Origin of the sequence: Dongia sp. (genome assembly GCF_041906375.1) — a bacterium.
Classification (GTDB): domain Bacteria; phylum Pseudomonadota; class Alphaproteobacteria; order Dongiales; family Dongiaceae; genus Dongia.
In genome coordinates, this window is sequence record NZ_JAYRJJ010000002.1 from 109,529 (window position 1) to 128,248 (window position 18,720).

Sequence of the window (18,720 nt, forward strand, 5' to 3'; positions counted from 1 at the left end):
AACGGACGACCAAAGTAACGTTGCGACATTGCGGCCGGCCGGCTTTCCAAAACGGGAAGCCGGCCAGTCCGTAAAACAAGTTTGAAGTTGGGAGGGGACCCATGCCCCAATTCGATCCCGCCATTTTCTCGCCGCTGCTGGTCTGGCTGGTTGTGACCTTCGTGGCGCTTTATGTGCTGATGTCGAAATTCGCGCTGCCGAAGGTGGCGACGATCATCGAGAGCCGCGCCGAGCGCATCGAGGGGAACCTCGCCAAGGCGGAACAGCTGCGCGCCGAAGCTGCGAACGTCCTCGCCGCCTATGAAAAGGCGATCGCTGACGCCAAGGCCCAGGCCCAGGCGGAACTGGCGAAGGCCGCGGCGGAAAGCGCCGCCGAGACCGCCCGCCGCGAAGCCGATTTCGGAAAACGCCTGGCCGAGCAGACCCGCACCGCAGAAGGCCGTATCAAAGCCGCCCAGGCGGACGCGATGGCCCAGGTGAAGGCGATTGCCACGGATCTGGCCGCCGGCATTTCCGCCAAGCTGACGGGTACGGGTGTCGATCAGTCCGCTGCCGGTGCCGCAGTCGACGCCGTGGTCAAGGAGCGTGCGTGATGGAACATGAAGTCGGTTTCTTCGCCAATCCGCATACCTGGGTCAATATCGGCGGCCTGATCTTCCTGGCCTTCGCCGGCCCGAAGATCTGGAAGGCGCTGACCCAGATGCTCGACCAGCGCGCGATCAAGATCAAAGCCGATCTCGACGAAGCGCAGAAGCTCAAGGACGAGGCCCAGGCCCTGCTCGCCGAATACCAGCGCAAGCAGAAGGATGCCCTGCGCGAAGCGGCCGAGATCATCGAGACCGCCAAGACCGTGGCCCTGCGCCAGGCCAAGGAAGCGGCGACCAATCTCGACCTCGCCTTTACCCGCCGCGAGAGGCTGGCCCTGGAGAAGATCACCCAGGCCGAAGCGGCAGCCATCGCCGAGGTTCGCCGCGAAGCAGTCGACGTGGCGACCGCCGCCGCGAAGAAGCTCATCGCCAGCAGCCTCAACGACGCTCGCGCCAGCGCGCTCGTCGATGCGGCCATCAAGGATGTCGATACGCGGCTGCACTGAGCCCTATCGACAGAACGACCCTTAAGCTCAAGGCCCGGATCCTCGCGATCCGGGCCTTTTGCTTTGTCAGGGCCTTTTGCTTTGTCAGGGAATGGGCATTCGAGCGCGCACACGGTCGGGGTATTTCCTATAAATGTGGCCGGGCCCCCGCGATTCGGGTAAATTGCCAGCTGACGCGCAGTTGCGTGGACCAATCCTTAACTGCTTGCGACGAAGATGCGGGACTGATCGGGCAGCTAGCCCGTCTGTTGAGCGCAGGCAGCATGGGCATCGCCCGCCGCCCATGCGGGGTCTGAAATGATGACGTTGCCACTGGATGGCCCAGAATCAGGGGAAGAGGCAGCAAGAAAAGCCGCCTTTGCCGCCACCGAACGCCAGGTGGAGCGGGCCGTCGAAACACGTGCCCGCGAACGTCGGCTGAAAGACGATCTGCGGCGGTCGCTCTACCGGCAGACCCTGGATGGCGAATTGGCGCGCCTGCGCGGCGGCGATATGCCCGGTCGCTGGCAAGCTGCGGCCCGTGTCGCCGTCGGCGGTTTCGTGGCTTTTCTCATCGTGATCTGGCTGCTGGGCCCGGCCGATTTTTCGCTGGGCACCTATCTGCTCATTGCCGGCGGTGGGGCGATTGGCTTGGGACTGGCCGCGCTGCTGATCGTTGCAGTCTTTGACCGTGCGGCCGGCCGGAAAAGGGGGCCGTCAGCCCCTGTCGCTGAAAAGCCGGCAGAACGCCCGCATTCCTGACGCCCGCATTCCTGATGCCTGCATGCCCTCCAAATAGAAAGCCGCCCGGCATCGGGTGATGCGGGCGGCTTGACGTCGGTCCGGGCAGCGCGGCGCTTTTGGCACCGCGCGCCGATCGAACGAGTCTTACTTCTTGGCAACCTTGGCGATCGCCGACTTCACTTCGTCGATCTGGGCGACGAAGCGGTCCTGGATCAGCTCGGCAACCTGGGCGTTTGACTTCTGCACGAGATCGGTGATCTCGCGGAGGTTCGAAACGGCCTGCTCGAAGCCAGCCTTGGTCAGCTCGGCCTGCTTCACAAGCTTCTCTTCGGCGCTGGCCGGCTCGGCCAGTTCCTTGGCGACCTTGCCGAACTCTTCAACCGCCTTGCGGGCGATCTCGGCCTGGCGCTGCGCCACGGCCTTGACGCCTTCGAAGGCGGCCTGGTTGGCGGCGGTCAGGACTTCGAAGTTCTTCTTCTGGGCGGCAACGACGCCGTCGAAGTCGAAGAAGTTCGCCTTACCGTTGGCGAAGGTCTTGCTGTAATCACCGAACCACTTGCCGAAATCGGCCTGGATCTTGGTGAAATCGAACTTGGTGAAGTCCGGGAAAGTCGGGGTCGGGGTGTTCTCGAACGTGGTCTGGGCTTTAGCCATGGTGGCGTCTCCTCAGTGAAACGGTTCTGGTGCAATTGGTTCATTGTGCGGTGCACAATCTGAGGTTCTATATGAGGCAGAGTTGGCGCTAAATCAAGGGATATTTTGTTGCAGCGCACAATATAGAACAAAACCATTACAATTCAATGTCTTAAATAAGAACATCCCATGCCGGAAAGCCGCCACCTGGGCGGGTGGCGGCTGCATTTCGCCTGCAAGGGGCAGGCCGCAAAAATGGCCGGCGGCTCAGACCGGGATGACTTCGCCGCTATCCTTCAAGAAGACATGCATCTTGTCGGCATCGATCGGGATAAGCGCGGTGTCGTCCGCCGCGGTCTTGGTATGGGCGGCGACCTGAGCGGTAAAGGGCGCATTGCCGACGGTGCCGATAAGGAGCGTATGCGGCCCCAGCGGTTCGACGTCGCGCACCTTGAGTTCGACAGTCGGCAGGGGCCTGCCGCCGGCCACCGTATGTTCAGGCCGGATCCCGGCCACGACCCTGGCGCCGACATGCGGGGCATAGGCCGCCTGGCGCGACGCCGGCACCGGGATGCTGACGCCGCCCTCGGTCTTGAAAGCGAGGCCGCCATCGCCGCCGGCCAACGCGCCCTCGACGAAGTTCATCGATGGCGCGCCGATAAAGGCGGCAACGAACAGATTGCGGGGGCGTTCATAAAGCGTGATCGGATCGGCCGCCTGTTCGATGCGCCCACCATTCATGACGACGACGCGGTCGGCCATGGTCATGGCCTCGACCTGATCATGGGTTACATAGACCACCGTGGTCTGCAGGCGCCGATGCAGCGATTTGATCTCGGTGCGCATTTCAATCCGCAGCTTGGCATCGAGATTGGAGAGCGGTTCGTCGAACAGGAACACGTCCGGATTGCGCACGATGGCACGGCCGATGGCGACGCGCTGCCGCTGGCCGCCGGACAGCTGCTTGGGGCGCCGCTCGAGATAGGGCTCGAGGTTGAGAATGCGGGCAGCATTCTTGACGGCGGTATCGATCTCAGTCGCCGAGGTGCCGCGCACTTTCATGCCATAGCCGATATTCTCGGCTACCGTCATATGCGGATAAAGCGCGTAATTCTGGAATACCATCGAACAATTGCGCAGGCCCGGACGCAGCTGCGTCACGTCCCGGTCGCCGATCTTGATGGAGCCGGAGCTTGCCGTCTCCAACCCCGCGATCATGCGCAGGGTCGTGGTCTTGCCGCAGCCCGACGGCCCCACCAGCACGACGAACTCGCGCGAGGCGATTTCGAGATCGAGCGGCGGGATGACCGTGACATCGCCGAAGGATTTGGTGATGCGATCGAGGCTTACGCGGGCCATGGGCAACTTCTTCTTTGTTGGGCAATCCCGCCCCGGCTTTGCGGCCGGGGCGGAACAGCGTTTTCGTCTAGCTCAAACTGCCGGCCGAATTACTTCGGCGGCAGGCCCATCGCGGCGCGATAGGCGGCAAGCTGCTTGTCGCGGCCGAATTCGTCGGTCAGACGATTCCATTCCTTGGCCACGTTGTCGAGAGCCTCCTGGGCGGTCTCTTCACCAGCCAGAGCCTTGGAGAGTTCGATCTCCACGACTTCGGTGTAGGAGAAGTAACCGGGGAGCCGCATGTCGAGCACGACGTTCTCGGCGGCAAGCGAATCCGCCTGGGCGCCCAGATATTCCTTCGCCTCACGCGGGCTGAACAGCTTCGACCACAGGTCGAGATTGGTCGTGTGCGAGATGCGATAGGGGTTCACACCGGTACCGCCGGTGATCGCCGCCTTGCCCGAGACTTCCGGGCTGGAGAGGAATTCGATGTAGTTCCAGGCAGCTTCCTGGTTCTTGGAGGAAGCCGGAACCGCCGCCTGCCAGCCGCCAAACGCCATGAACGGCGATTTGACGACATGATCGAACTTCTTCCATTCCTTGGTCTTGTAGTCATAGATCTCGTTCGAGCCCGGCAGCACGGCCGAACCGACCTTGCCGGAGATCTTCGACTGCTTCGGATCCGCCGCGATGACGCCGGTATCGCCCCAGCCGATCGACTGGGCGACCTGGCCGCCGGCCACGGCCGCGTTGACTTCACCGAACGAGAAGTTCAGCGCGTTGGGCGGCGCAAGTTTCGAGGACTTCACATATTCCTCAAGGCCCCGCACCCAGCCCGGATTGTTGATGTTGGCATCCATCGTGTCCGGATCGAAGAACATGGCGCCCTTCTGGCCCGGGATGTTGGTGTAGGAGGCCGCATGGCTGAAGAAGAACCAGAATTGCTGGCCGCCGCGACGATAGGCCTCCGCCGTGCCCCATAGGCCCTTATCCGGACGCGTGAAGAACTCGGCAATGTCGAGATACTGCTTCCAATCCTGCGGCACGGCGAGGTCGTAGCCGTATTTCGCCTTGAACGCCTCTTTCTCCTTCGGATCCTCGAAGAGATCGATGCGGTAGGTGTAGGTATGGACGTCGCCGTCGATGGTCTGCGACAGCGTCTTGCCGTTCCACACCATCAGCTGTTCACGATAGATCGGCGCGATGTCGTCCCAGGCGGCACCCGAGCGCATGGCTTCCGGCACTTCGGCGAGGTAGTCGGTGAAGTCCGGCGACCAGGCCGGGGCGAAGCTGATCACGTCGAAAGTCTCTTCGCCCGAGGAGAGCGAGGTAACGATCTTCGGATAGAGTTCCGACCAGGGGAATTCGACCACATTTACCTTGCCGCAGGTCTTCTTCGACCATTCCTCGCCGGCGCTCTGCAAGGCCGAGGCGATATAGGGGCCGGTCTGCGATGCGGCAGTCAGGGTGACGCCGGTATAGTCCGGATCGCAGGCAAATGCCGCGCCGGTGCTCAAGGACAGCGCTGCCATCGCCGTCGCTCCAAGTAGCAGTTTCCTCATGTTCTCACTCCCGTTCTCTCTTTGTTGATTAGGCTTGGCTTCAGTGAACTTCGGATGGTCGGTAGTTTCAGCAAGGGGCGGTCATTTGATGGCACCGAGCAGCAGACCGGACCGCATGAGTCTGCTCAGCAACGTCGCCATGATCATCATCGGAACGATGGCAACCAGCGCAGCGGCGGAAATCGACCACCATTCGTCGCCGCGCTGGCTGTTCTGTCCAGCGACGAGAATGGGGAGCGTTTGCCATTTGGCATTGGTGAGGAAGAGCGCGAACAGGAACTCGTTCCACACGAAGGCCAGGGTGATCATGAAGGTAGCGACCAGGCCGGGGACCGACATCGGCAGGACGATGCCGGTGAAGATGCGCCAGGAGGGCACGTTGTCGACCATCGCCGCCTCTTCCACCTCGAGCGGCAGGGCGGCGAAGAAATCGCGCATAAGCCACACGACGATCGGCAGGCTGAAGGCGATGTAGGCAAGCGTCATGCCGACATAGGTGTCGATCAGCTTGAAGCCCAGACGCCCGATCTCGCTATACATCAGGAAAAGCGCGAAAGCGGCAACGATGGGCGGAAACATGCGCTGGCTGACGAACCAGAAGATAATGTCCTCGTTACCCAGCACCGGTCCCGGCACGCGCATGCGGTTGGTGATCAGCGACAGGATGAGGGCGGTGACGAAAGCGATGATCATCGCCGTCGCCCGGCTGAAGCCGAAGACGTTGTAGCCGATGAGATAGCCGCCACAGGCGATGACGAAGAAGACGAGGCCCGAAGCCAGCTTCACCTTGAAGGGGAACCGCACCAGCGAATAGGCGGCCATGGCGCCGATGGCGGTCGCCAGCACCGATGAGGTCAGGCCGATGATGGTGGAAGCAATGACATTATTGAAGAACTCGCCGCGTTCGCCGGAGAGGAGCTCGCGCCAGGCCTGCAGCGAGGGATCGAAATCGACAAAGGGAATGAACGTCGCCTGCCCCACCACCGACAGCGAGGTCTTGAACGAGGTCACCACCACCCAATAGAGCGGGAACAGGGTGAACGCCGCCCAGAACAGGATGCCGAGCAGGGCGAAATAGCGCGGCGGGCCTTTGAGGATTCGGGTGCTCATCGATGCTTCGCCAGATAGGGTTTGAGGATCGCGAGATAGACCACGCCGATCACCGTGATGACGATCAGGAACAGGAACGAGAGGGCCGAGGTGTAGCCCAGGTTGAACTTCTTGAAGCCTTCCTGATAGGCAAAGAGAGTCAGCGTCTCGGTCGAGATGCCCGGCCCGCCCCCGGTGAGGACAAAGACGGTATCGATGATCTTGTAGCTCTCGATGAGGCGGATGAAGACCACCGCCGCCGAGATTGGCAGCATCATCGGGAAGGTGATGTCCCAGAACTGCCGCCAGGGACTGGCGTTTTCCAGCGACGCCGCTTCATAGACATCGTCCGGCAGGGTGGCGAGGCCGGCCAGCAGCATCAGGATGATGAAGGGCGTCCATTGCCAGACTTCGACGGTGATGAGGGCGGCGATCGACCAATGGGTCTCAGTGAGGAAGGGCAGGTTCGGGAAACCCAGGAAGGTCATGAACTGATTGAGCGGGCCCTGCGTCGGATTGAAGATCTGGCGCGCAATAAGGGCCACCGCGACGGGGGCGATCAGCATGGGCATCAGGAAGCCGACCCGGAACAGCTTTTCGCCCGGCACCTTGGCGTGCAGCGCCAGCGCCACGGCAAAGCCCATGACATATTCGATGGCCACCGAGATGAAGGCGATGATGCTGGTCGTCACGGTGACATGCCAGAAGCGCGGATTGGCGAGCAGACTGCCGTAGTTTTCGAGACCGATGAAACGCGGCGGTGTCGGCGGCACCAGGCGAAAACTCATGAAACTGGTGGTAAGCGAATAGATCAGCGGAAAGATCGAGATCGCCAGCACCACAAAGAGGGCCGGCCAAATAAAGAAATATTTGATCGGATCGTTGCGCATCACGCTACCTTGGCCAGGAGTGCATCGATCTCGGCCCGCATGGGCATGGCCGGCGCGGTACCACGGCGCGTCACCGATATGCCTGCGACCGTGCAGCCGAAGCGTACCGCCTCGGCCGGGGCCACACCACCGGCAATCGCGGCAGCAAAGCCGCCGACAAAGGCATCGCCCGCCCCGGCCGTGTCGATCACATTGCCCGCCGAAACCGCCGGCACATGGATCGAGCTGCCCTTGCCATGCAGCAGCGCGCCGCGCTCGCCCAGGGTGATGAGCGCATTTCCAGCACCCTTGGCGAGCAACAGGTCACCGGCCCGGCGCGCATCGTCCAGCGAATTCAAGGGGAAGCCGACCAAGGCCGCCGCCTCGCTCTCATTGGGCGCGATGTAGTCGCACAACGGATAGATCGCGTCGGGGAAACGTTCCGCCGGCGCCGGATTGAACACGGTCGTGACGCCGGCCGCCTTCGCGATCTCCAACGCGCGCTGTGCGGCCGCAACGGGCTGCTCCAGCTGCGTCACGAACACCTTGGCAGAACGGATGCTGGCGGCTGCGGCCTCGACATCGGCCGGCGACAACGTCCCGGCGGCGCCCGGATAGACGATGATCGCGTTCTCGCCGGTCTTGTCGTTCACATAGATGAAGGCAACGCCGGTGGGATCGACATCGGACAGACCAACCTGCGCCTTGATGCCTTCGGCCGCCCAGGTCTTCTGGGCGATCTCGCCGAATGTGTCGCGGCCGATCTTGGAGATGAAGGTGACCTTGGCGCCGGCGCGCGCCGCCGCCACCGATTGGTTCGAGCCCTTGCCACCCGGCCCCATCTTGAAGCCGGACCCGGCGATGGTTTCGCCGATCTTCGGCATGCGATCACCCATGAAGGCGAGATCGGCAACGAAGATCCCCAGAACGCAGACGCCTTCCTGTCCCCCGCTCATGATGTGCGTCGCTCCCCTATTTCGCTTCCGGTGGAATGACGCCTTTGGTGAACATGAAGCAGCCATAGAAGCGGCGCTCGCCCGTGGCGATGACGCAATAGGACTTCTTGGCCACCTCGTAGAAGGCCATGCGTTCGACCGGCACCAGCGGCCAGGACTTGCCTTCGGCGCGGTCGATCTCGGCCTGCACTTCCTGCTGCACCGGCGGCACTTCCCGCGGGCTGCCGACGATTTCCATGCGCATGGCCGCATCGGGAATGAAGGTATCGAGCGGCATGGCGGAAAGAATGGCGCGCGTCGCTTCCGCCGTGGTGACGCCGTCGATGCGCAACAGCTTCCCGAGCTTGGTTTCGCGAGCGACGGAATCGGCCGGGAAGTTGGTATCGCACAGCACCAGCCGGTCGCCATGGCCCATGGCACGCAGCGCGTAGAGCACGTCCGCATTCAGCAGCGGATTGATATTCTTCAGCACGTCTCGTCCCTCCCCGTTTTCGTCTTCAGCGGTTCATGGTGCCGCTTTGCGCTCAACCCTAGTCACTCGCCATAGGGAATCCAGATGTTCTTCACCTGCACCGCATGGCGCAGCAGGATAGGTCCTTCCGCCGCCTCCGGCGCAAACCAATCCGTGACCAATCCCTGATCCGTCAGCACGCGCTTGAGATTGCCAACCGACAGCTTCTCCGCCAGAGCCGCATTCTCCTTGGTGCCGAAGACCCAGACGGCATCGACATCGTCATGCTCGGCCAGCGTCTTGGTGAGATCTTTCGCGGCACCGGTCACGATGTTGACGACACCGGCCGGCACGTCCGAGGTTTCCAGGATCTGATAGAAATCAGTCGCCGCCAGCGGATGACGTTCGGAGGGCACCAGCACGACGCGATTGCCCATGGCGATCAAAGGTGCTGTCAGCGAAATGAGTGCCAGCAAGGGCGCCTCGTCCGGACAGACTACGCCGACGACGCCGATCGGCTCATTCATCGCCAGTGCCACGCCGCGCAAGGGAGGCTGATGCACGCTGCCTTCGAATTTGTCAGCCCAGGCCCCATAGGAGAAAAGTCGCGCGATGCCGGCTTCGACTTCAGCTGCGGCCTTCGCCTTGGTAACGCCCGTCATCGCAGCGATTCGGCCGGCAAATTCCTCGGCACGCGCCGACAGGTTCTCGGCAAGGTAATAGAGAATCTGGGCGCGGTTATGGGCGGTAGCCTTCGACCAGCCTTCGGCACCGCGCGCGGCAGCAACCGCATTGCGGATATCCTTGCGGTTGCCCTCGCCCACTTCACCGAGCCGCACGCCTTTGGGCGACAGCACGGGGCGTGAATAATTTCCGTCGGGGCGCGCCTGCTTGCCGCCGATGAAGAGCTTTGCCGTCCGGTCGAGCGCCGGCAGGTCGAAACCGGCGACGCTTTCGGCCTCCTTGGGCGTTTCCGCAGCGATGCGCGGCTTGCGGCCGCTCCAGGCCTTCGGCTTCAGATACTCATAAGCGCCTTCCTTGCCGCCCTCGCGCCCATAGCCGGATTCGCGATAGCCGCCGAAACCGACCGAGGCATCGAACAGATTGGTGGCGTTGATCCACACCACGCCGGCCTGCAGCTTGGGTGCGATATCGAGCGCCAGGCCGATCGTTTCGCTCCACACACTTGCCGAAAGGCCATAGCGCGAATTGTTGGCCAGCATCACCGCTTCGTCCGGCGTGCGGAAGGTCATCGAAACCAGCACAGGCCCGAAGATCTCTTCCCGCGCCACGGTCGCTGCCGTCTGCACATTGGTGAGCAAGGTCGGCGGATAGAAGCAGCCGCCCTTGGGCAGATCGATATCCGGCTGGAACAGCTCCGCCCCTTCGGCGACACCCGTCGCCACCAGCGACCTGATCCGCTCCAGCTGCACCGGCGCCACAATGGCGCCCATATCGATCGCCTTGTCGAGCGGCAGGCCCACGCGCAGATTCTGCATGCGGCGCTTGAGGCGGGAGAGGAACTTCTCAGCGATGCCTTCCTGCACCAGCAGGCGCGAGCCGGCACAGCAGACCTGGCCCTGGTTGAACCAGATCGCATCCACCACACCCTCGACGGCACCGTCGATATCGGCATCGTCGAAGACGATGAAGGGCGACTTGCCGCCCAGTTCCAAGGTCAGCGACTTGCCCGACCCGGCCGTCTTTTCCCGGATCAGCTTGCCCACTTCCGAGGAGCCCGTGAAGGCGATCTTGTCCACACCCTCATGGCCGACAAGGGCCGCGCCCGTGCTGCCGTCGCCGGTCACCACATTGAGGACACCGGCAGGAAGGCCAGCGGCGCAGGAAATCTCCGCAAAAAGCAGTGCCGTCAGCGAGGTGAATTCGGCCGGCTTCAGCACCACCGTGTTGCCGAGCGCCAGGGCCGGCGCCACTTTCCAGGCCAGCATCAGCAGCGGGAAATTCCACGGGATGATCTGTCCGACGACACCAACCGGCATATGGTCGGCAAATTCGCTGGCCTGCAATTGCGCCCAGCCGGCATGGTAATAGAAGTGGCGCGCCACCTGCGGCACGTCGATGTCGCGCGTCTCGCGGATCGGCTTCCCGTTGTCCAATGCCTCGATGACGGCAAAAAGACGGGCATGGCGCTGCACGGCGCGGGCCAGGGCATAGAGGTGCCGCGCGCGCGCATGGCCGGGCAGCTTTGCCCAGGCACCTTGCGCCTTGCGTGCCGCGGCAACCGCCTTGTCGACATCGCTTGCATCGCCCTGCGCCACGCGCCCCAGAATGGCGCCCGTGGCGGGATCCACGGCATTGAAATACTGGCCACCGGCCGGCTTCACGAAGCCGCCGCCGATGAAATGGCCGAAGCCCGCCTCATGGCGCTTCAGCCAGGCCCGCGCCTCGCCATCGGCTTCCGGCGCCGGCCCATAGGACATCTCGTCGAAATAGCGGGCGACACTCATCGTCTTATCCTGCGGCATGCCGGTTATAGGCCGAATAGCGGCCGGTCACGTGATGTTCGAGTTGGCGTTCGATGTCGGCAAGCAGGCTCGAGGCACCGATACGGAACAGGTTCGGCTCCAGCCATTCGCGCCCCAATTCCTCCTTCATCAGGAACTGGTAGTTGAGCACGTCCTTGGCCGCGGAAATGCCGCCGGCCGGCTTGTAGCCGACCTTGAAGCCGGTGCGTTCCTGGTAGTCGCGGATCATGCGCAGCATGATGAGCGTCACGAGGAGCGTCGCGTTGACGCCTTCCTTGCCGGTCGAGGTCTTGATGAAATCGGCGCCCGCCATCATGCAGACCAACGACGCGCGCGCGACATTGCGCATGGTTTTGAGGTCACCCGTGGCCAGGATGGCCTTCACATGCGCCTCGCCGCAGGCGGCACGGAAGTCGCGCATTTCGTCATAGAGCGCCTGCCAATTGCCGGTCAGAACATGCTCGCGCGTGATGACGATGTCGATTTCCTGCGCCCCGTCTTTGACCGAGGCTGAGATTTCCTTGAGCTTCACGTCATGGGGCACGAGGCCGGCCGGAAAGCCGGTCGAGACCGCCGCCACCGGCACGCCGGAACCGGCCAAAGCCTCGACCGCGGTCGCCACGAAGCGGTGATAGACGCAAACGGCGCCAGTGGTGAGGCCGCGATCCGCCATGCCGAGCGCTTCGAGGAGGTCGGCGCGCACCGGTGATTTCGCCTTGGCGCAAAGCCGCTTCACGCGCTCGGTCGTGTCGTCGCCATTGAGCGTGGTGAGGTCGATGCAGGTGATGGCCTTGAGAAGCCAGGCCGCCTGCGCATCCTTCTTGACCGTCCGGCGACCGGGCAACGTCGCCACGCGCCGTTCGGCGGCGGAGAGATTGACGCGCACATCCCGCACCCAGCCGAGATCAAGCGGCTGCGCCACGTTGCGAGCCAAGGCGTTATGACCCGCAACATGCGAAGCGATGGGGGCGATCTTGAGATCAGCCATGCCGGCACCGTCTCTTCATAAGGCACCCGCGCGGAACGGCCGAAAAAGGACGATCTGGGCCTGGATCGGCCCCGTTTCCTCCCACTCGGCGCTCTTTGCGGCGCTTGTTAATATTCTACCAAACTTTGATCACTTTATGACATCGGGTTGGAAAGCCGTCAAGCGGCCCGGGGGCCCTCTTCCGTGATGATCGAGCGGAAATCGGAGAGTCGCGCGAAATAAGCCGGCTTCACGGTCCCGAACTTGCTCTCGTCCACCACCAGATGACTTTCCAGCGCGCTGGCGATCGCCTTCTGCTTAATCGGCACCTCGTGGAAATGGGAACAACTGGCCCCGCGTTCCACATCGACCCCGCCAGCTGAAATAAAGGCCTTGTTGATGCCGAATCGGCCAAGCGGCTCAAGCCATTCGCCGCTCGAGAAGGTCGCCGAAGAGGCATGATAGAGCCCACCCAGCATGATCATGCGCAGGTTGGGCTTCTGTGCCAGCCGATCGGCCACGTTAAGCGAATAGCAGATCACCGTGATCGTCAGATCTGCCGGTATTTGCTGGGCTAAATGATCGAGTGTCGAACCGCAGTCGATGAAGATGGTGTCGTCCGGCACGATCAACTTCAGGGCGTGGGCGCAGGCGCGGAATTTGGCATTGGCGTGGCTGTCGGCCTCGCGCCCCAGCTCATAGCCGCCGGCAATATCCTCGGCGCTGACGATGTGACCGCCGAGATAGGCAAAACGCTCAGGATGCGCGCTGACGTCGCGGCGCACGGTCATTTCGGAAACGCCCAGCAATGCGGCCGCGTCTCGCAAGTGCAGCACGCCGCGCTGGGCTAGCGCTTCGGCCAGCAGATTGGTGCGCTCGGATTTGCGGCTGGACATTCGGATGACACTCCCCTGGCGGCGACGCACGACCGGACCGGTTGGGCGCGGCTCTCTGGATCGGACATCAGTGTCAGCATGCGATGGCTGTGACGGCTACGTCAATCCGAAAATGTTAAATTCCTAACATGGGGACGACTCTGGGAACTTCCGGCGGAGGACAGAATTGCATTGATAACAACCTGTTGAGGAGTAGCGCCATGAAGGAATCGAAGCGAGTGCGTGAGTATCGCAAGTCGCTGCAAGGTGACGATCCTGCCGCCAAAGCAAATGCCGAAGGCGAAGCCGCCAAGTTTGGCCTTGAGATCCAGGATGCCGAAAGCAAACGGCCAGGCGCCGGCAAATCATTGGCGCCGGGCGACCATTCAACGCCAGGCATAGTCGAGGCGGATATTGCCGACGATCCGCGGCAGAACCGGCCCGCGACCCACCAGCCTGCGCCTGGCGAGGGGCCCCGAACCAAACAGAAACTAGCGAGACGGAAAGAGGAGTGAATCATGCCCCGTGGTGACAAAGACAAATACACCTCGAAGCAAAAGCGCCAGGCCGCGCATATCGAGGACGGCTATGAAAAACGCGGCGTCGGCAAAGACGAGGCCGAGGCCCGCGCTTGGGCCACGGTCAACAAGATGAGCGGCGGCGGTAAGAAAAGCGGCTCAGGCGTCGGCAAGGCGACGAACAAGACGCCAGCCAGGAAGGGCGGCCGCAAGGGCGGCGCTGCCTCGGCTGCACGGCCCAAGGCGGCGCGCAAGGCCTCGGCCAAAAAGGCAGCCGTCACCCGCAGGAAGCGCACTGGTTAAGGCCTATCACCGATCCCGGCTTTGCGGCAGTATGCGGAACCGCCTTGCCGCAAGCTCGGATCTTTCATGACTGCCCAGCCCAACATGCTCTCTGTTCTCAGGAACAGGGATTTCTTCTTTCTCGAACTCAACGCCTTCTTCGCCACCCTCGCCGCCGAAATCCTCACCGTGGCACTCGGCTGGCGCATCTATGAAATGTCGGGCAATGCCCTTGCCATCGGCCTCGTCGGCCTTGCGCAATTCCTGCCCGTGCCGCTGCTGGTCATGCTGACGGGCGCCTTCGCCGATCGCTATTCACGACGACGCATTGTCACGGCCTGCATGGCGGTGGAGTTTGCGGCCATGCTGGGCATTGCCCTGGTGGCCCAGTTGCCGACCGGCGAGATCTGGCCGATCCTTGCCTTCCTGGTGTTGCTCGGTATCGGCCGCGCCTTTCTGGCCCCCGCCTCAAGGGCTTTGGCGCCGACCTTGGTGAAGCGCGAAGAAATCGGCGCCGCCGTCTCCTGCTCCACCGCGATCTGGCAATGCTGTTCGATCAGCGGCCCCGCCTTGGGCGGCCTGCTCTACGGTATCTCGCCGATGACGGCCTATGGCACGGCCCTCGTCATGGTGTTGCTGGCCGCTCTCGCCACCCTGTTCATCCACCCTGTCCCACAAAAACCGGTACAGGAAGAGAGCATGCTGGATGCCCTGATGGGCGGGTTGCGCTACATGAAGTCCGAGAAGATCGTGCTTGGCGCCATCACGCTCGATCTTTTCGCCGTGCTGCTCGGCACCACGGTGGCGTTGCTGCCGATCTTCGTGAAAGATATCCTGCTGGCCGATCCCCTTGAGCTCGGCATCCTGCGTTCGGCGACCGGTGTCGGTGCCCTCGGCATGGCCTTGCTGCTCGGCGTCTTCCCGGTCCGCCGCAAGGCCGGACCGATCATGTTCGCAACCGTTGCCGTCTTCGGCCTCGGTACGATCGTCTTCGGCCTGTCGCACTCCTTCATCCTGTCAGTAGCTGCCCTGGTCGTCATGGGGGCCAGCGACATGATCAGCGTCTATATCCGTGAAGTGCTGCTGCAGTTGTGGACGCCCGACCAGCTGCGCGGCCGAGTCACCGCCGTAAATTCCGTGGCGATCTCTGCCTCCAACGAGCTTGGCACCTTCCGCGCCGGTGCCTCGGCCGACTTCTTCGGACCGGTGATCGCCGCTGTGCTGGGCGGTGTCTGCACCCTTGCCGTCACCCTGCTATGGATGCGCTGGTTTCCCAAGCTCCGTGAGGCAGACCAACTCAGCGGCATCGAGGACGAGGTTTAAGCCGCCTCACATCAGCTTGAAGCAACTGACCGCGACGACGTCCGCTCGAGGATAGGTAACGACGCCCGCGCAGACGATCCGGTTGAGCCAGTCATGCGGTCCGGTGGGCGCGCGGAATTGCGGCGTGCAGCGGCAATAGAGTTCGTCCGCGGCCGGTTCGCCACCGGCCCGCAACCTCGCCAGCCCGGCATCGGTCGGGACCCACAGGCCGCGATTGTGGATATCGATCTCCGTCCCATCGGCCGCCCGCAACCGATAGCGGGCATCGAGCACCCCGACGCCGTCATGGCGCATCAGGAAATAATCGGCACCGCCCGGCAGCACTTCGCCGCTGAGATCGGCCCCGGCAAAACTTCCGCCCAGAATGGGATAGTCCGTCCGTTCACCGTCGGGCCCATGACCAGCCGGCTCTGCCGGGCCGATCCGCACGTCGATGTCGAACATCCAGGCCAGTGCCGGTGCTGATCTAGCTGGCATGTCGGTGCCCCCTCTTAACGCGCGCCGCGGAAGTGACGCGCAAGCGCACGCAGCAGGCGCACCGTATCGGCCCCGACCGGTGATTCCGCCGCCGGCAGGGATGATTGCTTCACCACCACCAGATCCGCCGCGAAATCGACGAAGATGTATTGCCCGTGAATACCGCAGGCCATCATCGACGCGCCGCCTTCGTTGCAGACATACCATTGGCTGCGATAGGAGAAGCCGGGTGCCCAGGCGGCAAATTCGGCATCCTGGGCGAAGATGGCGGGATCGTTGCCGGCGGCGATGCTGCGGATCGCCGCCGCGGGCACGATTTCGACGCCATCGATCCGCCCCTCCTGCAGCACCAGACGGCCGAAACTGGCCAGGTCGCGCAAGGTGGCGTTAAAACCGGCGCCGGTGATAGCCCTGCCCCAGGGATCGGCAGCAAAACAGGCGTCACGCTCGACGCCGAGTTTCGACCACAACATCTCCTCGACCAGTTGATCGCTGGATTTGCCGCTGGCCCGTTCCATCGCCCAGCCCAGCACCTCGGTCACCGCCGTGACATAGTGGAACAGGCCGCCATGCTGCCCGCGCATTTTAAGGCTGGGCAGGTATTCGTAGAGCGAGGCGTAGCGGCCCAGTCCGGCCGGCGCGGGCAGCAGCCCGCTGGCATAGCCGTAATGCGACGAACTGGAATCCGGGTCGTCATATTGTTCGACATAGTCGATGCCCACCGCCATATCGAGCAGCTGGCGCACCGTCGCATCGCCGAAAGCGCTCGCGGCCAGTTCCGGCACATAGTGCCGCGTTGTTCGCGTCTCATCGAAGATGCCGCGCTGGATCAAGGTTTCGGCGACGAGGCCGATGATCGATTTCGTGACCGAGAACATGATGTGGCGCGACGCCGGCGTCTGGCCATTCCAATAGCGCTCGAAGCGCAGCTTTCCGCCCTGCAGGATCAGGCAGGCATCGGTGTAGGTCGCCGCGAGATGTTCAGCGAGCGTCTGCCGTTCCCCGCTGAGGCTGTCGAACTGGAAACCGTCGAGATCCATTTCCGCCGCCGGCAAGGGAGTGACCGATGCTTGACCGGCTTGGACGGTCAGCGTCGGCACCAATTGCCCGACATGCTGAAAGCCCCAGCGATTATAGGGGGCGGCGATCCAATTCGACCATGTGACGCGTTGCGCTTCAGGCGCCGGAAATCCCTGCATCAGGCCGAGGTCGGCGGCGGTAGCAGGCGCCTTCTCGCGCGCTTCGCAATAGATTTTGGCGGCGGCTTCTGGAGTGGCGAAATAGGACATGATCTCTCCGATCGTCTCTGGAACGAAAAATATCAGAACTTGGTCAGCAAATGGCGCAAGGTCTTGAGTTCGGACGGGGTCAGGTTGCCGGCGACGCGTGCGTCATGGGCCCAAACTTCGGCGCTGGCAATCCCATGTCGTTTGCGGCCGAGATCCGTCAGTTGCAGGGCATTGGCGCGCCTGTCGGCGGCCGAGGGAGCGCGCCTGACCAGTTTCAGCGCTGCCAGCCGATCGATGAGAGCCATGATGGTGGCACGGTTGACACCCATCACCTGCCCAAGGCGCGTTTGATTGATACCTGGATTGGCGTCGATGAGAATGAGCGCTGCCAGCAAGGGTGGCGTGAGGCCGGTGACGCTCTTCTCGAAATCCTTGTAGATCGCGATCTGCGCCCGGCGGATGGCGTAGCCGACAAGTTCACCCAACAGGCCGAATTCGACATCCGCGGGCCACTGCTCGAAGCCACCCGTCTTGGCCATTTCTCTTGCATCCCTTGACAGCAGGCAACGGTGCGTCACAATTGTACGCTATACATACATAATTCTGCGGGAGCCACAAGTGCGTGTCGCGGTGATCGGTGGGGGTATCGGTGGCCTGACGGCAGCGCTCAGCCTGCACGCAGCCGGCATCGAGGTCGACGTCTATGAAGCCGTGGCGGAGATCAAGCCGCTGGGCGTCGGCATCAACCTGCTGCCGCATGCCGTGCGCGAATTGACCGAGCTTGGCCTTGCGGGCGACCTTGCTGCGATCGGCCTGGCGCCGACGGAACTTATCTATGCCAACAAGTTCGGGCAGGAGATCTGGCGTGAGGCGCGAGGCCTCGCCGCCGGGTACAAATGGCCGCAGATTTCGCTGCATCGCGGCAAATTGCAGATGCGGCTGCTTGCCGCCGCTGAGGCGCGGCTGGGCCGCGGCCGGATCCATCTTGGCCGGCGGACGGTTCGCTTTGAAACCGGCAGCGGCGGCGGCGCGGTCCATTTCGCGACAGGCAGCGCCACGGCCGATGTGATCGTGGCTGCCGACGGCATTCATTCCGCCGCCCGCGCCCAGTTCTATCCCGACGAGGGACTGCCCAAATGGAACCGGCGCATCCTGTGGCGGGGCGTCAGCATGGCGCCGCCCTTCCTGGGCGGTCGCGCCATGGTGATGGCCGGCCATCAGGATCAGAAATTCGTCTGCTACCCGATCGCTGAAAGTGGCGGCGGCAGCGAAATCAACTGGATCGCCGAACTGAGTTTTCCCGAAGGGCATCTCTGGCGCCGCGAAGATTGGAACCGGCCCGCCGATATCAGCGATTTCCTGCCGGCTTTTCAGTCCTGGCGCTTTCCCTGGCTTGATGTGCCCGGCATCATCCGTGCGGCAAACCATGTCTTCGAATACCCCATGGTCGACCGCGATCCGCTCCCTGGCTGGACCTTCGGCAGCCTGACCTTGCTGGGTGACGCCGCGCATCCCATGTTCCCGATCGGCTCCAACGGCGCCTCACAGGCGATCCTCGATGCGCGGACGCTGGCCTTTGAACTGGCGACCAGGCCGGATATCACGGCGGCCTTGGCCAGCTACGAAGCCGCCAGACGCCCGGCCACGGCAAAAATCGTGCTCGCCAATCGCGGCAACGGACCCGAGCAAGTGATGCAGATCGCCGAGACCCGCGCCCCGCAAGGCTTCGATGATATCGCGGAAGTCATCAGCCGGGCCGAATTGGAGGAGATCGCCGCGCGCTACAAGACGCTGGCCGGCTTCGACCGGGAGACCCTGAACAACCGACCCTCGCTATCCGTGGGCTAGC

The 18,720-nt window shown here is 63.0% G+C and carries 20 protein-coding genes; 7 read left to right on the plus strand and 13 right to left on the minus strand.

What is annotated here, in order from left to right; translation table 11 throughout:
• Positions 1 to 101 precede the first annotated feature (101 nt).
• The 3 genes from ACE3OA_RS07110 (at position 102) to ACE3OA_RS07120 (ending at position 1,834) form a co-directional block, all read left to right on the plus strand.
• Positions 102 to 593, plus strand: coding sequence for a F0F1 ATP synthase subunit B' (locus ACE3OA_RS07110; RefSeq protein WP_374309414.1), 492 nt, complete (start codon positions 102 to 104; stop codon positions 591 to 593).
• Complete coding sequence (locus tag ACE3OA_RS07115; protein ID WP_374309416.1) at positions 593 to 1,093, plus strand: F0F1 ATP synthase subunit B; 501 nt, start codon at positions 593 to 595, stop codon at positions 1,091 to 1,093. The genes ACE3OA_RS07110 and ACE3OA_RS07115 overlap by 1 nt, the downstream gene beginning before the upstream one ends.
• 297 nt (positions 1,094 to 1,390) lie before the next feature.
• Complete coding sequence (locus tag ACE3OA_RS07120) at positions 1,391 to 1,834, plus strand: hypothetical protein (RefSeq protein ID WP_374309418.1); 444 nt, start codon at positions 1,391 to 1,393, stop codon at positions 1,832 to 1,834.
• Between the two features lie 126 nt (positions 1,835 to 1,960).
• On the opposite strand, the gene ACE3OA_RS07125 is transcribed toward ACE3OA_RS07120, so the two are convergent.
• From ACE3OA_RS07125 to ACE3OA_RS07170, 10 genes are all read right to left on the minus strand, one after another.
• Entirely contained in the window at positions 1,961 to 2,470 is a 510-nt protein-coding gene (locus ACE3OA_RS07125) for a phasin family protein (RefSeq protein WP_374309420.1), read from the minus strand.
• Between the two features lie 246 nt (positions 2,471 to 2,716).
• Complete coding sequence (locus tag ACE3OA_RS07130; protein WP_374309422.1) at positions 2,717 to 3,808, minus strand: ABC transporter ATP-binding protein; 1,092 nt, start codon at positions 3,806 to 3,808, stop codon at positions 2,717 to 2,719.
• 89 nt (positions 3,809 to 3,897) lie between these two features.
• On the minus strand, positions 3,898 to 5,349 hold the full coding sequence (locus ACE3OA_RS07135) for an ABC transporter substrate-binding protein (protein ID WP_374309424.1): 1,452 nt from the start codon (positions 5,347 to 5,349) through the stop codon (positions 3,898 to 3,900).
• An 81-nt stretch (positions 5,350 to 5,430) separates the two neighbouring features.
• The gene (locus tag ACE3OA_RS07140) at positions 5,431 to 6,459 is read right to left on the minus strand and encodes a carbohydrate ABC transporter permease (protein WP_374309426.1); all 1,029 of its coding nucleotides are present in this window, start codon (positions 6,457 to 6,459) and stop codon (positions 5,431 to 5,433) included.
• Positions 6,456 to 7,328: a carbohydrate ABC transporter permease gene (locus ACE3OA_RS07145; protein WP_374309428.1), complete on the minus strand. Its 873-nt coding sequence runs from the start codon at positions 7,326 to 7,328 to the stop codon at positions 6,456 to 6,458. Before ACE3OA_RS07145 ends, ACE3OA_RS07140 begins: the two co-directional genes overlap by 4 nt.
• The gene (rbsK, locus tag ACE3OA_RS07150) at positions 7,328 to 8,263 is read right to left on the minus strand and encodes a ribokinase (RefSeq protein WP_374309430.1); all 936 of its coding nucleotides are present in this window, start codon (positions 8,261 to 8,263) and stop codon (positions 7,328 to 7,330) included. Before rbsK ends, ACE3OA_RS07145 begins: the two co-directional genes overlap by 1 nt.
• Before the next feature lie 16 nt (positions 8,264 to 8,279).
• Positions 8,280 to 8,735, minus strand: a complete 456-nt coding sequence (locus ACE3OA_RS07155) for an RbsD/FucU family protein (protein WP_374309432.1) — start codon at positions 8,733 to 8,735, stop codon at positions 8,280 to 8,282.
• 62 nt (positions 8,736 to 8,797) lie between these two features.
• Complete coding sequence (locus ACE3OA_RS07160; protein ID WP_374309434.1) at positions 8,798 to 11,182, minus strand: aldehyde dehydrogenase family protein; 2,385 nt, start codon at positions 11,180 to 11,182, stop codon at positions 8,798 to 8,800.
• Positions 11,183 to 11,186: 4 nt separating this feature from the next.
• The gene (gene deoC, locus ACE3OA_RS07165) at positions 11,187 to 12,188 is read right to left on the minus strand and encodes a deoxyribose-phosphate aldolase (RefSeq protein WP_374309436.1); all 1,002 of its coding nucleotides are present in this window, start codon (positions 12,186 to 12,188) and stop codon (positions 11,187 to 11,189) included.
• Between the two features lie 158 nt (positions 12,189 to 12,346).
• A complete protein-coding gene (locus ACE3OA_RS07170; RefSeq protein WP_374309438.1) occupies positions 12,347 to 13,063 on the minus strand; it encodes a DeoR family transcriptional regulator in 717 nt (238 codons plus the stop codon).
• Between the two features lie 200 nt (positions 13,064 to 13,263).
• Between ACE3OA_RS07170 and ACE3OA_RS07175 the strand changes: the two genes are divergently transcribed.
• The 3 genes from ACE3OA_RS07175 (at position 13,264) to ACE3OA_RS07185 (ending at position 15,165) form a co-directional block, all read left to right on the plus strand.
• A complete protein-coding gene (locus ACE3OA_RS07175) occupies positions 13,264 to 13,557 on the plus strand; it encodes a hypothetical protein (protein ID WP_374309440.1) in 294 nt (97 codons plus the stop codon).
• Positions 13,558 to 13,560: 3 nt separating this feature from the next.
• Positions 13,561 to 13,863, plus strand: a complete 303-nt coding sequence (locus ACE3OA_RS07180) for a plasmid stabilization protein (RefSeq protein WP_374309442.1) — start codon at positions 13,561 to 13,563, stop codon at positions 13,861 to 13,863.
• A 66-nt stretch (positions 13,864 to 13,929) separates the two neighbouring features.
• Complete coding sequence (locus ACE3OA_RS07185; RefSeq protein ID WP_374309444.1) at positions 13,930 to 15,165, plus strand: MFS transporter; 1,236 nt, start codon at positions 13,930 to 13,932, stop codon at positions 15,163 to 15,165.
• Between the two features lie 6 nt (positions 15,166 to 15,171).
• On the opposite strand, the gene ACE3OA_RS07190 is transcribed toward ACE3OA_RS07185, so the two are convergent.
• The 3 genes from ACE3OA_RS07190 to ACE3OA_RS07200 are packed head-to-tail and all read right to left on the minus strand — an operon-like array spanning position 15,172 to position 17,410.
• The gene (locus tag ACE3OA_RS07190; protein ID WP_374309446.1) at positions 15,172 to 15,642 is read right to left on the minus strand and encodes a DUF3237 domain-containing protein; all 471 of its coding nucleotides are present in this window, start codon (positions 15,640 to 15,642) and stop codon (positions 15,172 to 15,174) included.
• A gap of 14 nt (positions 15,643 to 15,656) precedes the next feature.
• Entirely contained in the window at positions 15,657 to 16,931 is a 1,275-nt protein-coding gene (locus ACE3OA_RS07195; RefSeq protein ID WP_374309448.1) for a serine hydrolase domain-containing protein, read from the minus strand.
• Positions 16,932 to 16,963: 32 nt separating this feature from the next.
• A complete protein-coding gene (locus tag ACE3OA_RS07200; protein WP_374309450.1) occupies positions 16,964 to 17,410 on the minus strand; it encodes a MarR family winged helix-turn-helix transcriptional regulator in 447 nt (148 codons plus the stop codon).
• A gap of 79 nt (positions 17,411 to 17,489) precedes the next feature.
• On the opposite strand from ACE3OA_RS07200, the gene ACE3OA_RS07205 reads away from it, so the two are divergent.
• The gene (locus tag ACE3OA_RS07205; RefSeq protein WP_374309452.1) at positions 17,490 to 18,719 is read left to right on the plus strand and encodes a flavin-dependent oxidoreductase; all 1,230 of its coding nucleotides are present in this window, start codon (positions 17,490 to 17,492) and stop codon (positions 18,717 to 18,719) included.
• Position 18,720: the final 1 nt, after the last annotated feature.

Excerpts from the sequence above, each read along its gene's own strand:
- ACE3OA_RS07110 (WP_374309414.1), top strand. The coding sequence starts at position 102 with ATGCCCCAATTCGATCCCGCCATTTTCTCGCCGCTGCTGGTCTGGCTG.
- ACE3OA_RS07115 (WP_374309416.1), top strand. The coding sequence starts at position 593 with ATGGAACATGAAGTCGGTTTCTTCGCCAATCCGCATACCTGGGTCAAT.
- ACE3OA_RS07120 (WP_374309418.1), top strand. The coding sequence starts at position 1,391 with ATGATGACGTTGCCACTGGATGGCCCAGAATCAGGGGAAGAGGCAGCA.
- ACE3OA_RS07125 (WP_374309420.1), bottom strand. The coding sequence starts at position 2,470 with ATGGCTAAAGCCCAGACCACGTTCGAGAACACCCCGACCCCGACTTTC.
- ACE3OA_RS07130 (WP_374309422.1), bottom strand. The coding sequence starts at position 3,808 with ATGGCCCGCGTAAGCCTCGATCGCATCACCAAATCCTTCGGCGATGTC.
- ACE3OA_RS07135 (WP_374309424.1), bottom strand. The coding sequence starts at position 5,349 with ATGAGGAAACTGCTACTTGGAGCGACGGCGATGGCAGCGCTGTCCTTG.
- ACE3OA_RS07140 (WP_374309426.1), bottom strand. The coding sequence starts at position 6,459 with ATGAGCACCCGAATCCTCAAAGGCCCGCCGCGCTATTTCGCCCTGCTC.
- ACE3OA_RS07145 (WP_374309428.1), bottom strand. The coding sequence starts at position 7,328 with ATGCGCAACGATCCGATCAAATATTTCTTTATTTGGCCGGCCCTCTTT.
- rbsK (WP_374309430.1), bottom strand. The coding sequence starts at position 8,263 with ATGAGCGGGGGACAGGAAGGCGTCTGCGTTCTGGGGATCTTCGTTGCC.
- ACE3OA_RS07160 (WP_374309434.1), bottom strand. The coding sequence starts at position 11,182 with ATGAGTGTCGCCCGCTATTTCGACGAGATGTCCTATGGGCCGGCGCCG.
- deoC (WP_374309436.1), bottom strand. The coding sequence starts at position 12,188 with ATGGCTGATCTCAAGATCGCCCCCATCGCTTCGCATGTTGCGGGTCAT.
- ACE3OA_RS07170 (WP_374309438.1), bottom strand. The coding sequence starts at position 13,063 with ATGTCCAGCCGCAAATCCGAGCGCACCAATCTGCTGGCCGAAGCGCTA.
- ACE3OA_RS07175 (WP_374309440.1), top strand. The coding sequence starts at position 13,264 with ATGAAGGAATCGAAGCGAGTGCGTGAGTATCGCAAGTCGCTGCAAGGT.
- ACE3OA_RS07180 (WP_374309442.1), top strand. The coding sequence starts at position 13,561 with ATGCCCCGTGGTGACAAAGACAAATACACCTCGAAGCAAAAGCGCCAG.
- ACE3OA_RS07185 (WP_374309444.1), top strand. The coding sequence starts at position 13,930 with ATGACTGCCCAGCCCAACATGCTCTCTGTTCTCAGGAACAGGGATTTC.
- ACE3OA_RS07190 (WP_374309446.1), bottom strand. The coding sequence starts at position 15,642 with ATGCCAGCTAGATCAGCACCGGCACTGGCCTGGATGTTCGACATCGAC.
- ACE3OA_RS07195 (WP_374309448.1), bottom strand. The coding sequence starts at position 16,931 with ATGTCCTATTTCGCCACTCCAGAAGCCGCCGCCAAAATCTATTGCGAA.
- ACE3OA_RS07200 (WP_374309450.1), bottom strand. The coding sequence starts at position 17,410 with ATGGCCAAGACGGGTGGCTTCGAGCAGTGGCCCGCGGATGTCGAATTC.